The sequence below is a fragment of the Pseudomonas sp. P42 genome, assembly GCF_017973755.1.
Lineage (GTDB): Bacteria > Pseudomonadota > Gammaproteobacteria > Pseudomonadales > Pseudomonadaceae > Aquipseudomonas > Aquipseudomonas iridis.
This window is the reverse complement of sequence record NZ_JACOPU010000001.1, coordinates 1,078,886-1,093,030: the sequence shown is the minus strand read 5'-3', so window position 1 is coordinate 1,093,030 and position 14,145 is coordinate 1,078,886. Positions and strand designations below refer to the sequence as shown.

General features: G+C 54.1%; 8 protein-coding genes and 2 pseudogenes. 8 read left to right on the top strand and 2 right to left on the bottom strand.

From position 1 onward, the window contains the following. The 4 genes from tssI to H8B20_RS04915 all read left to right on the top strand — a co-directional run. Nucleotides 1–1,220 (top strand): type VI secretion system tip protein TssI/VgrG (gene tssI, locus H8B20_RS04930; RefSeq protein WP_210622508.1); only part of this gene is annotated, 1,220 nt, incomplete at its 5' end. Beyond that, the gene (locus tag H8B20_RS04925; RefSeq protein WP_210622507.1) at nt 1,210–1,947 is read left to right on the top strand and encodes a DUF4123 domain-containing protein; all 738 of its coding nucleotides are present in this window, start codon (nt 1,210–1,212) and stop codon (nt 1,945–1,947) included. The genes tssI and H8B20_RS04925, both read left to right, overlap by 11 nt. Then, on the top strand, nt 1,947–6,632 hold the full coding sequence (locus H8B20_RS04920) for an RHS repeat-associated core domain-containing protein (RefSeq protein ID WP_210622506.1): 4,686 nt from the start codon (nt 1,947–1,949) through the stop codon (nt 6,630–6,632). The genes H8B20_RS04925 and H8B20_RS04920 overlap by 1 nt, the downstream gene beginning before the upstream one ends. Next, on the top strand, nt 6,629–7,003 hold the full coding sequence (locus tag H8B20_RS04915; RefSeq protein ID WP_210622505.1) for a hypothetical protein: 375 nt from the start codon (nt 6,629–6,631) through the stop codon (nt 7,001–7,003). Before H8B20_RS04920 ends, H8B20_RS04915 begins: the two co-directional genes overlap by 4 nt. A gap of 20 nt (nt 7,004–7,023) precedes the next feature. Here the strand turns inward: H8B20_RS04915 and H8B20_RS04910 are convergent, their stop codons facing one another. Continuing rightward, a complete protein-coding gene (locus H8B20_RS04910; protein WP_342345703.1) occupies nt 7,024–7,635 on the bottom strand; it encodes an RNA 2'-phosphotransferase in 612 nt (203 codons plus the stop codon). Between the two features lie 341 nt (nt 7,636–7,976). On the opposite strand from H8B20_RS04910, the pseudogene H8B20_RS28195 reads away from it, so the two are divergent. The 3 genes and pseudogenes from H8B20_RS28195 to H8B20_RS04880 all read left to right on the top strand — a co-directional run. After that, a pseudogene (locus H8B20_RS28195) lies at nt 7,977–11,129 on the top strand (RHS repeat-associated core domain-containing protein); the annotation flags it as partial. A gap of 6 nt (nt 11,130–11,135) precedes the next feature. After that, nucleotides 11,136–11,630 carry a DUF2247 family protein gene (locus tag H8B20_RS04885; protein ID WP_210622504.1) on the top strand — a complete coding sequence of 165 codons (495 nt, stop codon included), beginning with the start codon at nt 11,136–11,138 and terminating at the stop codon, nt 11,628–11,630. 133 nt (nt 11,631–11,763) lie between these two features. Continuing rightward, nucleotides 11,764–11,930: pseudogene (locus tag H8B20_RS04880) on the top strand (RHS repeat-associated core domain-containing protein); the annotation flags it as partial. Nucleotides 11,931–12,018: 88 nt separating this feature from the next. Here the strand turns inward: H8B20_RS04880 and H8B20_RS04875 are convergent. Further along, a complete protein-coding gene (locus H8B20_RS04875; RefSeq protein ID WP_210622503.1) occupies nt 12,019–12,831 on the bottom strand; it encodes a VanW family protein in 813 nt (270 codons plus the stop codon). A gap of 229 nt (nt 12,832–13,060) precedes the next feature. Here H8B20_RS04875 and H8B20_RS04870 point away from each other — a divergent pair, with 229 nt between their 5' ends. Then, nucleotides 13,061–13,888 carry a glycosyltransferase family 2 protein gene (locus H8B20_RS04870; RefSeq protein ID WP_210622502.1) on the top strand — a complete coding sequence of 276 codons (828 nt, stop codon included), beginning with the start codon at nt 13,061–13,063 and terminating at the stop codon, nt 13,886–13,888. Nucleotides 13,889–14,145: the final 257 nt, after the last annotated feature.

Genomic DNA, 14,145 nt, shown 5'->3' with positions numbered 1-14,145 from the left:
ACCGCAGCGACTTCCAACTGGCTGAAGGCAAGAGCGATCAGCCGTTGCTGGTCAGCGGCCACTTCCTCGCGCTGACCGCGCACCCGAAAGCCAAGTGGAACGACCTCTGGCTGCTCACCGAAGTCCTGCACGAAGGCAAACAGCCGCAAGTGCTGGAAGAGTCGGTGACCAGCGACACCACCGCACTCAAAGACGATTTCCATCAGGGCTATCGCAACCGTTTCCAGGCCACCCCGTGGGACGTGCCCAACCGCCCGCCCCTGCGCCACCCGAAACCGCGCATCCTCGGCAGCCAGAGCGCAGTCGTCACCGGCCCCAAAGGTGAAGAAATCCACTGCGACCAGTACGGCCGCGTCAAAGTGCAATTCCATTGGGACCGCGAAGGCCAGGCCGACGACAAAACCAGCTGCTGGCTGCGCGTGTCTTCAGCGTGGGCCGGCGCCCAGTACGGCGGCATCGCCATCCCGCGCATCGGCATGGAAGTGCTCGTCACCTTCCTTGAAGGCGACCCCGATCAACCGCTGATCAGCGGCTGCCTGTACCACAAGGAAAACACCGTCCCGTACGCACTGCCGGCCAACAAAACCCGCAGCACCTTCAAAACCCTGAGCTCAATGGGTGGCGGTGGCTACAACGAACTGCGCATCGAAGACAAGAAAGGTCAGGAACAGATTTATCTCCACGCCCAGCGCGACTGGGACGAGAACGTCGAACACGACCAGAAGATTCGGGTCGGCAACGAACGCCACGACACCGTTGAAAAGAACAGCTACAGCGAATTCAAAGCCGAAGAGCACCACACGGTTTATGCCGATCGTAAAGTTGAGGCGCGGGCGAATGATCACCTGACCGTGGGCGTCAATCAGCACATCAAGATTGGGACTGGGCAGTTCATTGATGCGGGGCAGGAAATCCACCTGAGCAGCGGTATGAAAGTGGTGATGGAAGCCGGCGCCGAATTGACCCTGGTCGGTGGCGGCAGCTTCATCAAGATTGATGCTGGCGGTGTGACCATGAGCGGCCCGGTGATCAACATGAACTCCGGCGGCAGCCCCGGCAGTGGCACCGGCGCCGCGCCACTGATGCCCGGCATCCTGAAACAGGCCGACGCCGACAAGGCCGGCCAAGTGCTGACCCCGGCCCAGATCAACACCCTTAAACGCAACGCGCCATTCTGCGAAGAATGCGAAAAATGCAAGGCAGGTGCCTGTGCCATCTGATCGACTGACACCCAAGGACTGGCTGGCACAACAGCCGCTGCAAACCGGCGAACGCATGTACCTGATCATCAGCGCGGCGAGCGATAGCGACGCCCTGAAAAACCTGTACCTGACCGAACCCACCGCCCAGCTCCTGCCAATCTGGGGCGGCACGCCCTACTCCACCTGGCAACCGGTGATGCCCTACGTCACCGAGATCAAGGCCAGCTCCGCGTTCCTGCCGTGGATCGCCGAAACCGACGCCCTAGACTGGGGCTGGCTGGCGGTATCGCGCTCGGAGCCAAACGACGTGTTCGAGCATTTGCGCAGCCTGACGCAGGTGAAGATGCCGGATAGCACCGAGGTGTTTTTCCGCTTCTGGGATGGGCGGCATATCTACCCGATTCTGCATGGACTGAGAGACAAGGCTGGGGAAGTGATGCCGATGTTTGAGCGGTATCTGATTAATGGCAAGGCCCTGGAGGTTGGGCCGAGGGCGCTGCCGAAGGTGAAGGATTGGCCGTGGTGGGAGGTGCCGAAGCCGTTGCTGGATAGCTTGGCTAAGGAAAATCCAACGACGCTGATCGGCAACCTGATGCAATGGCTTGAAGAAGACCGTCCAGATATTTACGCCGCATGGCCGGAGAGCAACCTGAGGCTGAAAGTCAGCCGTTTCGTGCGCCGCCCGGATGCGCCGAAAAATCTTAAAGAAGCACTGTTAAATCACCTGATTCTGGAGCAAGGCTGATGGATCGCGTTGCCTTTGTTGACAACCAACTGAACACCTTCAAGGACAGTCTGAAGCTGTATCAGGAGCAAACCAAAACCTGGTACGCGAGCATCGCCGACAAGGGTAGCCGTGCAGCGGATCTGCCGTCCTTGCTCGGCATGGAGCGACTGATCAAGGTTGGTGACACCAGCAAAGCCGTGAGCACGACCGACGGTAATTTCACCTCTAACGTGGCCCAGTGCCCGTTGAAGGGCCCATTGCTGATCGAGAGTAAATTCGAGTCGGTTTATGACATTCCCGTGGGCGATATCGAAGTCGAAATCGTCGCCGTGGAAGGCGGAGCTGTCAGCAAGGTCAAGCTCGACGCACAGGGCAAGGCTGCATGGACAGGGGGTATTCCCGGCAAGTTCTACCAGATCCGCGTTCACAACGAAGTGACGCCCGCGCAGATCGACGCCCTCTTCGGCTCCTACAGTGGCGTCACCGCTGACTTGGAAGGTTTCCTGCGAAAAGAGTGGGCCGGTTTCAAACCGCAATGGTCGAACCTTTCCACCTCGGGCACTGCGATGGCAATCGGCAACGGCATTCTTGAAGGTGGCTGGGATGCCATCAAGGGTGTGTGGGATGGCATCAATCAGGTCCTCGATATCCTGCAAGACCCAAAGAAGTTTGCGAAGGATCTCGGCGCGGGTGCAGATGAGCTGATCAAAGTTGCCAAAAGCTCGCCGGACATTATGAAAAAGGCCATGTTGCTGGCCAGTGACGAAGCCGCGTTGTTCTTGCTGGTACGCAGCGCCGTGATCTGGCTGGCAGGCTTGCCGCCAATGAAGATGGCTGGCGACATAGCGAGAACGACCACGGCAATGGTCGTCGGTATCGCCATCGACATCGTGATTGGCGTGGTACTGACCATTGCGGCCGAAGGCACCGGGGTTATTTACCTCGCAGCCCGCCTGAAGAAGTATGGTGAGTTGGTCATGAATGCTGTCATCGGTTTCGTGAAGTCGCTGTTCAAGATCATCAATGGCTTTATGGAGTACGTCGCGAAATACACCGCTGTTGCGGCGCGGGGTGTGACGGCGAAGGTGAGAAACGGTATTTCCGAGTTGCGCTTTGATGGGAAGAAAAACGCGAAACTCGCTGACGGTAAAGTAACTGACGATGCTTCCAAACAGGCAACGACGCCTGCGGACAAGAGTGCAGAGCCCGCATCCTGCACTAGCACTGACAAATGCCCGGTCTCCATGGTTACAGGCGAAGAGTTGTTGACGCTCACTGATGGTCAACTTGACGGTTTGCTGCCGTTTGAGTGGACCCGCCTGTACCGAACCAGCGCCGTCGAAATCGACTGTGGCCTGGGTTACGGCTGGAGCCATGCACTGGCCCATCGTGTCGAGATCGTCGGTGACGAAGTCATCTGGATCGACCACGAAAATCGCTCCACCCCTTTCCCGCTTCCAAGTGAACAACGTCCGGCGATCACCAACAGCCTCTCTCGGGCCGCCATCTTCCTCGGTGACGATCCCTCCGAGTTGATTCTTGCCCAAGCCGGCAAACGTCCATCGTTCTACCATTTCCGTTTTAACAGCAAAGGCGCCACCCTGATCGCCATCAGCGACAGCTATGGCAATCGACTGCACGTCACACGGGACATCCACGGCCGAATCAAACGCCTGGACAACGGCGCCGGTCGCGCCCTGCTTCTGCGCTATGACCGCAAACACATCGTCGCAGTCGACTACCAACAGTTCCTTCCAGCGGACAATCTGGAAGATGTCTGGAACACCGTTCAGACGTTGGTTACATACAGCTACGACGCTCAGCATCGCCTGATCGAAGCGAAGAATGCGGCGGGTGAAGGCGAGCGTTATCGCTATGACGAACAGCACGTCATTCTTGAGCGCCAATTGGCGGGCGGCGCGGCTTTCTACTGGGAGTGGGAAAACGAAGGCAAGCTGTCTCGTTGCATCCGTCACTGGGCCAACTTCTCGCAAATGGAAGCGCACTACGCTTGGGATGACAAAGGCAGTGTGACTGTCACCAACGCCGACGGCAGCGAAGAGGTCTACACCCACGACGATAAGGCTCGGCTGATCAGCAAGATCGATCCGGACGGCGCCAAGCACCTCAAGGCCTACAACGACAAGGGCCAGTTGATCGCCGAAAAGGATCCGCTGGGTGCTGTCACCGAATATCGTTACGACGACAACGGCTTGATGACCGCCGTCATCCCGCCGGAAGACGAAGCCACGACGTACGAATACATCAACGGTTTCGTCAGCGATGTGCATCGCGGCAAAGCCCGCTGGAAGTATCAACGTAACCGTCAGGGCGACATCACCCAGCAAATCGATCCGGACGGCAATACCACGCTTTACAGCTATGACCGCCAGGGCCGTCTGCTGGAAATTCGCCACCCGGACGGCAGCCGCCATCAGCTCGGCTGGAACAATCTCGGGCAATTGCTGGAAGAGCGCCTGCCCGACGGGGGCCAACGCAAATATCGTTACGATGCACTGGGTCGGCAGATCACCCGTCAGGAAGAGTCCGGCGCCATCACCCAGTATCAGTGGGACGCTGCCAATCGCCTAGCCCAAGTCACGCTGCCGGGTGGCGCAACCCGCGCGTTTTCCTATAACGCTTACGGCAATGTCACCGCCGATCGCGATGAACTCGGCCGCATTACTCGTTACGAGTACGCTGACAACCTGCATCTGGTCAGTCGTCGCATCAATCCCGACGGCAGCCAACTCCGCTACCGCTACGACAACTCGCGTCTGCTGCTCACTGAAATCGAAAACGAGCGCGGCGAGCATTACCACCTCGATTACTACGCCAACGGCCTTATCCAGCAGGAAACCGGTTTCGACGGCCGTCGCACGGCCTACGAGTACGACCTCAACGGTCAACTGCTGAAGAAAACCGAATTCGGCGATGACGGCAGCGAACTCGTTACCGAGTATCAACGCGATGCTGCTGGCCGTTTGCTGGTGAAAACCCTCGCCGACGGCGAAGAGATTCACTACAGCTACGACGCTCTCGGCCGTCTCGTAAATGTCGAAGACGGCCACTGGCCCCTCGCCTACAAATACGATCTGCAAGACCGACTCATCGAGGAACACCAAGGCTGGGGCACCCTGCGCTACGAGTACGACAGCGTCGGCCAACTCAAACACTGCCGCCTCCCCGATGGCAGCAAACTCGATTACCGCCATCTACCCGGCGGTCAGCTAAGCAGCATTGACCTCAACGGCTCCCGCCTGACGGCTCACCAGTTCAGCGCCGGTCGCGAACAACAGCGCCAACAAGGATTGCTGCTTAGCCAATACCAGTACGATGAACAGGGCCGCCTGCAAGCACACACCGTCGGGCAGCGAGACAAAAATCTGTTTCAGCGTCGCTACAACTACGACGCCAACGGTAACCTCGCGGGCATCGCCGACAGCCGCAAAGGCAACCGTAGCTATCATTACGACCCACTGGATCGCCTGATCAGCGTACGCGGCGCTACACCGGAAAGCTTCGCCCACGACCCGGCAGGCAACCTGCTCGGCCAGAACAACGAAGGCACCGCCAGCCTCGCCAACGTCAAAGGCAACCGCCTGCTCATGCAGGGCGACCGCCACTACGACTACGACGCCTACGGCAACCTGATCCGCGAACGTCGCGGCACTGGTCAGAAACTCGTCACCGAATACCGTTACGACTGCCAGCATCGGCTCATCGGCGTCAGCCTGCCGGGTGGCAGCATTGCCAGCTACAAATACGACGCCTTCGGCCGTCGCATCGAAAAAACCGTAGATGGCCACACCACCGAGTTCCTGTGGCAGGGCGAACGCCTGATCGCAGAAAGCGCAGAGAATCGTTATCGCAGCTATATCTACGAACCGGGCACCTTCCGGCCATTGGCGATGCTCGACGGCGAAGGTCCGCGCAAGGCCACGCCGTTCTACTACCAACTCGATCACCTTGGCACACCGCAGGAACTCACCGATTACAGTGGCGAGATCATGTGGTCGGCGAAGTATCGTGCGTACGGTAATCTCGCCGCGCTGGATGTGTCCGAGATCGACAACCCGCTACGCTTCCAGGGCCAGTATTTCGATGCGGAGACGGGGTTACATTACAACCGGCACCGCTACTACAATCCGGGCACTGGGCGGTTTCTGACGCCAGATCCGATCAAGCTTGCGGGTGGGTTGAATAGCTACCAGTACGTGCCTAACCCTACGGGGTGGGTGGATCCGTTAGGGCTGAGTTGCAAGCCTGGCGCATGCCCAAAAGTTAGATCCATCAACCCCAATGAGGTTCGCTTTTCCCAAAACAGTGTTTCTTATAATAAGATTGACAGGAAGACCGGCGAAAATTTTAGTTATGATGATCTTGTAAGTTCAATGAAGAAGAATGGATGGCAGGGAGAGCCTATTGATGTAGTGCGCATGCCTGACGGGCAACTAACTAGCATGGATAATACTCGCGTCAGAGCTGCACGTGAGGCAGGTATCAACGTAGAGGCCAGAGAGTGGAAGCTGGATGACCCATTATCTCAGAATAATAAAGAGCGATTCGAAGTCAATGATGTTATGCCTGGTACTTGGGGCGAAGCATTACAACTCAGAATCCAGAAGCAAAAACCCAAGAGATTTAGCAACGAAAATCCATTTGGTTCTCACGACCTACCAAAATTAACAGGACAAAAATGACTATTTTTTTAGATATTGACAATCTACCCAACTACCCTTTCCCTCAAGAGTTCATAGAGTTTGCACAAACAGAACCCAAGATGGACATCGAACCATGGTGGCTACTTATTTACAAAGAAGGAAAAATCAATAGCTGGCACAACAAATTGAAAGAACTCTATCCGAAGCGCACACTGGTTCCTTTTGCCAAATTCAGCGCGAATGACGATATTGCTTGTTTCGACGGAGAAGATCTGTCTGGCAATCCAAAAGTTTTCATAATCCATGCATACGCGTCTGATGGGTGGGAGCTACATGGCGAGTACATCCAATTTACTGACTGGCTAACAAAAGCCATTGAAATGCACGCCGAGTGGGATGAAGAGGAATAGGTAATCTACAAATAAGAAAATCAATCCAATGCACCTATAAACTCTGGAGGTACAAAAAAGGTCAACCAAACATCATTCTCAGCCTTGAAGAACTTATAGCCATTTACAAACATTTCATAACTACTAATACGTAAAATCACAGACTTACCGTAACGTCGCCCAACATCATGAGCCAATCCCTCATTTTCAGTCAGATGAACATGATGCCTAGGTCCGGCTACCAGTCCTTCCTTCCAAATAGATTCGAGGAAGCGTGTGGCCGTTCCGTGATATAAAAAATCCGGGGGCTGGAGTTCAGAATACTGACGTTTGACCAATTCTGACGAATGCCCCTGAATAGCTCGAATATTCGCTCCATCAGGGGATATTTCAAAACGTTTTTTATCACTACTAGAAACGATGACACTTATCATCTCATAGTTAAAATTCTTTCCAGCAATCTCCGCACATCTGATTAAATCACCTATATCCGCCCACCCCTCCACATCTAGCAACAAGCCAATTGACTCAGGCTTGTGCCGCAATACACAACTTATAAATTTACTAATCTCTTCAAGAGCATCAGCCATAAAAACACCCCAAACATAAATAAACTTTAGAACATTATCAATGTTTTTACCAAAGGCACTCATTAAGGAAAAAGCACCTCAGCACCCCAACTATAATCCCAACTTACCACACCTATAAATCCTTACCCTCCAAAGTTAGTCAACCTAGGCATGAATAAATCTTCCATCAGGATCACTGGAATTATCCTTGCGTAATCAGATCAACAAACCGGATAAAAACAAGCGATTTTAAGCACACCATTCTATTTTTATTTCATAACTTTTCCAACGGTGTCTTTACCCCAGCCGCATAGAGCCCCACAGCTTTAAATCCAGAGCTTAGCCTTTGGAGTTGCCTCTTGGAGGCGACCCCGATTATCCGCTGATCATTGCTACCTGAACCACGAGGATTCACCGACTGACACATTGTGGCCGTCGATAAGCAGCAACAACGCCAGGAATACAATGACCGCGGTGAGCGTCAGCATCCATGGCTGACCATTCAGACTCTTGTCACCTATCGGTACAACTCACGCAATCAACTTGTTTCTTCAACAAATGCGGCACATGAAACCGAGCACTACCGGTACAACGATCAGCACGTCATCCTCGAACGACAAATGGCCGGCGGCGCCAGCTTCTTCCGGGAATGGGAACGTGAAGGCAAACACTCCCGCTGCGTGCGCCACTGGGCCAACTACGCGCAAATGGAAGCGCGTTACGAGTGGGACGACAAAAGCTCAGTGACCGTCTACAACGGCGACGGCAGTGAACTGGTTTACGTACATGACGAAAATGCGCGTTTGGTCTCGGAAACCGCGCCCGACGGCGGTGAAACGCAGAACGCGTACGACAATCAGGGACGTCTAGTCGCAGTCAAAGACCCGATGGGCGCGATCACTGAGTATCAATACAGTGAATCTGGACGTTTGATCGCCGTCATCCAGCCAGAAGGTGTGCCAACCCGTTACAACTATTTTAACGGTCAACTTATCGACGTACAGCGTGGCAAAGCCCGCTGGAAATATGAGCGCAACCGACAGGGCGACATCACCCAACAAACCGACCCGGACGGCAACGAAACCCACTACAGCTATGACCGTCAGGGGCGACTGCTGGAAATTTGTCAACCCGACGGCAGCCGCCATCAACTGGGCTGGAATAACCTCGGTCAATTGCTCGAAGAACGTCTGCCGGACGGTGGTCAGCGCAAATATCGCTACGACGCCTTGGGCCGGCAAATCACCCGGCAAGACGAGTTTGGCGCGATCACCCATTACCAATGGGACGCTGCTGATCGTCTGACCCAAGTCACCCTGCCCGGCGGCGCCACCCGTGCTTTCACCTATAACCCGTATGGCCGAGTCACCGCCGAACCTGACGAGCTCGGACGCATCACTCGCTACGAGTACGCCGACAACCTGGACCTGGTCAACCGCCGCATCAATCCGGACGGCAGCCAACTGCGCTACCGTTACGACAACTCGCAACTCAATCTCACCGAGATTGAGAACGAGCGCGGCGAACGCTATCAACTCGACTACTACTCGAACGGCTTGATTCAGCAGGAAACCGGTTTCGATGGTCGCCGAACAGCCTATGAGTACGACCTCAACGGTCAGTTGTTGAAAAAGACCGAGTTTGGCGCCGATGGCAGCGAACTGGTCAGCGAGTATCAGCGCGACGCCTCGGGCCGTTTAATGAACTCCGATTTATCCGACTTCATCTCTGGTTACCAGCTTGAAAGCGAAGTGACTGTTCACCGGTTCGAAGCTTGAATTAATCCGAAAGCAGAAACACGAAAAGGGGGGAGATTTATTTTATGAATTAATAATCTCTCCCTCTCTTACCATCCCGGCATAAATCGCAACGCGTCTGTACCGCTGCCAGAAAAAATCTCGCCACTGGTAAGGAAACTCATTACAGCTACGAAATGTCGACGACGGCAACTGGCCTCTCGCCTACGAATACGACGTGCAGGATCGCCTGATCACTGAGCACCAAGGCTGGGGCACCCGTTACGAATACGACAGAGGTGGACAACTCAAACACTGCCGCCTCCCCGATGGCAGCAAACTCGATTACCGCCATCTACCCGGCGGTCAGCTAAGCAGCATTGACCTCAACGGCTCCCGCCTGACGGCTCATCAGTTCAGCGCCGGTCGCGAACAACAGCGCCAACAAGGATTGCTGCTTAGCCAATACCAGTACGATGAACAGGGCCGCCTGCAAGCACACACTGTCGGGCAGCGAGACAAAAATCTGTTCCAGCGTCGCTACAACTACGACGCCAACGGTAACCTCGCTGGCGTCGACGACAGTCGTAAAGGTAACCGCAGCTACCACTACGACCCGCTCGACCGCCTGATCAGCGTACGCGGCGCCACACCGGAAAGCTTCGCCCACGACCCGGCAGGCAACCTGCTCGGCCAGAACAACGAAGGCACCGCCAACCTCGCCAACGTCAAAGGCAACCGCTTGCTCATGCAGGGCGACCGCCACTACGACTACGACGCCTACGGCAACCTGATCCGCGAACGTCGCGGCACTGGTCAGAAACTCGTCACCGAATACCGTTACGACTGCCAGCATCGGCTCATCGGCGTCAGCCTGCCGGGCGGCAGCAATGCCAGCTACAAATACGACGCCTTTGGGCGACGCATCGAAAAGACCGTCGACGGTCACACCACCGAATTCCTGTGGCAAGGCGAACGTCTGATCGCGGAAAGCGCAGAGAATCGTTATCGCAGTTACATCTACGAACCCGGCAGCTTCCGGCCATTAGTGATGCTCGATGGCGAAGGCCCGCGCAAGGCCACGCCGTTCTACTACCAACTCGACCACCTTGGCACGCCGCAGGAACTCACCGATTACAGTGGCGAGATCATGTGGTCGGCGAAGTATCGTGCGGTAATCTCGCCGCGCTGGATGTGTCCGAGATCGACAACCCGCTACGCTTCCAGGGCCAGTATTTCGATGCTGAGACGGGGTTACATTACAACCGGCACCGCTACTACAATCCGGGCACTGGGCGGTTTCTGACGCCGGATCCGATCAAGCTTGCGGGTGGGTTGAATAGCTACCAGTACGTGCCTAACCCTACGGGGTGGGTGGATCCGTTGGGATTAAGTAGCTGTCCCGGCGACAGCTCGTCATCATCAAGCAGCGCAAAGAGCCCGTCACCTAAAGCGGCTGTTGATGAAGGCTCACCCAACTTACCGCGCCCCCAGGACCAATCTGGTTACAACGTTGCTCTATTTGAACGACTTTGTGCAGGGTATGCAGCAGATGAGATTAAAGCTGCTCAACCGATCGGTAGCGCACTGAAAGAGGATCCGATGCATCGAGCGCCTAGCTATGTTATTGACCAAATACCTGAAAAAGGTCGGGTATTTCCTCTTCGTGGTGGGGATGGTACAAACAATACGCTTACACAGATGCCTGGATCGATGAATGATAGATCCGGAATTTTTGAGTGGATCGTAAATTCCAAAATGGAATTGACACACCAAAGATTTATACCAGACGGAAGAATAACCGGTACTCCAAACCAAATCCCATCAAGACTTCCAAAGTAGAAGAAAATGACATTACTGCCGCTTGACGGACATTACATATTCTCCAAAACTCCTTGGTTAAATTGGGCTCAACTTCTATTTGGCCTCGACAAAGGATATATCGACGAACAAGGTGTCTCGAGTTACATTTGTGACAGCTTGACGAATTCATCCCCAGAACAGGCATATGAAATTGCCACAATGGCCCCGACCGAGCAAAACTCAATAAGAGTCCTGCTCCAGTCTCTAGCCAAAAAAAATTCGCAAGAAGAAATAGACGTAACCAAACCTTGGATTTTTCTGCTCCTATCGCACCTATTAGAAAATAAAGAACAATTTGAAGATCCACTTCAAATAATAGAAGAATTATATTCCGACTTTGACTACCCAGAAGAAATCGCACCGCTAGTCAGGTACATGCCTTTACCTGACGGCGTAGAAGGATCTGAAAATCGACTTTATGAAAATTGGAAAACCGCCTTATCCGACTATGAAGAATTGTTCTCCAAGGAATCCCACTGAAGCAGCCCGATAGAATAAATCAACACATGTATATTCTTAAAAACTAAAAAAAAACCAGCTTAAACTTCCCAAAAACAAGAAACCCTGGGGAGTTTCAGGGGTTCCCCTTTTTTACTTAAACAACGGTTACACGAAGTACTACGCGTACGGAAACCTTGCCGCATTGGACGTTAGCGAAACCGAAAATCCGCTGCGCTTTCAGGGTCAGTACTCCGACGCAGAGACAGGCCTGCACTCCAATCGCGACCGCTACTACAATCCGGACACCTGACGGTTCTGACAGCGGATCCGATAAAGCTGGATACGCAGACGCCAGCTCGACGAGCTGTATTTCAGAAACTGATCAGATCTGGCGCGCCATCGTCAGCAAAGCGTATTTGCGCGTGCCCTATCCGATCAACTCTTCCGCCACCGCATACTTGACCACCACACGATTGCGATAAAGCCTTTCGCGCATCACCAATGCCCCCACCTGCCCCTTTTCCCGAACTTCCCGCCAGATCTCATTCTCCCGATATACCCGCTCCCCTTCGCGCGCAAACCGATGCCCTTCCTGGAAAACGTGATACCGATACGCCCGCACCTGATCACATAACAACTCCCCTTCCAGTTGCGTCTGCCCGACATTCAACTTCAACTGAAAACACCGGTCTGTCGGGTTATGCAGCACCAGGTCAATGTAGTTATAGAAAATCGCCGCACCGGAGCCAAACGGCAGTACTCGTCCCTCATCCGGAAACGGATCGAAGCTGTGATTGGAGCGCTCAACCACCACCAACGGTGAATGTATGGCCATCCAATGAATCAGATTGCTCAATTGGCATATTCCGCCACCGACGCCGGTGCGGGCCTCGCCGAAGGACAATTCCATCCCTTCAACGTAGCCACGTTTACGCGTTGGGCGGCCGACGAGGCGGCAGAAGGAGAAATGTTCGCCAGGCGCGATGATGACGCCGTCGATGGCAGCGACGGCGAGTTTGAGGTTGATGACTTTGTTGTGTTGCAGGGCGAGGTCGGAGTCGCCGAGTTTACGGATGAGTTTCGAGGTGTGTTTGAGGTAGCGAAATGGCAGGCGTTCGGTCGACACAACGGGTCGTGCGTAACGCTTGCTGGAGCAATGCCAGGCAATGTGCCGAAACAGTCTTTTTTGCCACACGCGCAGCCAGTACAAGGCCGGGTGGTAGAGGGAAAGTGGTTTCATCCGTGACGCAACGGCGATCGCCGCTTCTTCCTTGGATCGTGAATTGAGCGGGCATTCTAGCCTGTAACCCGAGCGCGCCAAGCAAATACAGCGGCTTTCTCTCGACTCACTTCGACACATTCTGAAGCGCTGCCAGACCTGCAAATTAAGTTTCGGCTAAGGTTGCATCGCTACTATCCCGGTCCATGAGCCCCCTGTCGTCATTGAACCGTGGATGAGTCTTTCTGTTATGAGTGCGTTTAATCTGCCAACCCAACCACAGCCGAACTTCAGCCTTGTCCTGGTCAATTACAAGACCGCCGACATTACTCGGATGTGCCTGGAACTATTGCAACAGCACGCCCAGGAAAAGCGCATTCCAGTGTGGGTGGTGGACAACGATTCCGCGGATGAGAGTCTGGATTACTTGCGTTCGCTCGACTGGATCAACTTGATCGAGCGGCCTTCTCCGGGCAAAGAAGCGGGCCATATTGCCCATGGCAAGGCACTTGATCTGGCGCTGGAAGAGGTTGAAACCGATTACTTGTTTTTGCTCCACACCGACACCTTCGTCTATGACAAAGAAGTGTTTGAAATGATGCTGCGCGAGTGCACAAAAAGTGCGGACATCGCCGCAGTTGGTTGTGTCGAGCAAATCAATCGGGGGGTTGTCCGGGACACCTGGCGTTTAACTTCACGCTTTTGCAAGCATTATGTTCGTCAGGCAAAAGTTCGTCTGGGGATGAAATCCAAACCGCCAAGACCTTATAAGGAAACTCACCTGAAAAGTTTCTGTACGTTGTGGAACGTGCGACTGATGAAGTCTCATGGCCTGCACTTCTGCATGGATGACCGCGTACCCGGTTACACGCTGCAGGATCGAATGGTGAGCCTTGGATACGGCATCAAACTGCTGTCGCCGCGCAAGATCTTCCGTTATCTCGATCACATCCAGGCAGGAACGGTCGCCGCTGCAGGCACCTACGGGAAAAATCACCGTCGGACGAAAATGTACCAGGCGACTATCGAGCGTTTCCAGGGACAGCGAGACAAACGCGGGATACAAACATCGGTTTAACTCACGGCAATAAAAAGGGTGACTTTAAAAGTCACCCTTTTTTTTAACTGAAATTGTATACATTTGCTCCGATGGAGGTGTTCGCCCAGTGTAATGGCCTGGCAATCCATGCACCGGTAAAGAGCCCTGACACTGGGCGAACGCGAAGGATTTTAATAGAAGTTGGCGGATATGTCGCCATACTTCAATGTAAATATTATGTACAAGAAAGTTAATAGATATTTATCGATGAAACCCCACATAAACCTTTCACGAAA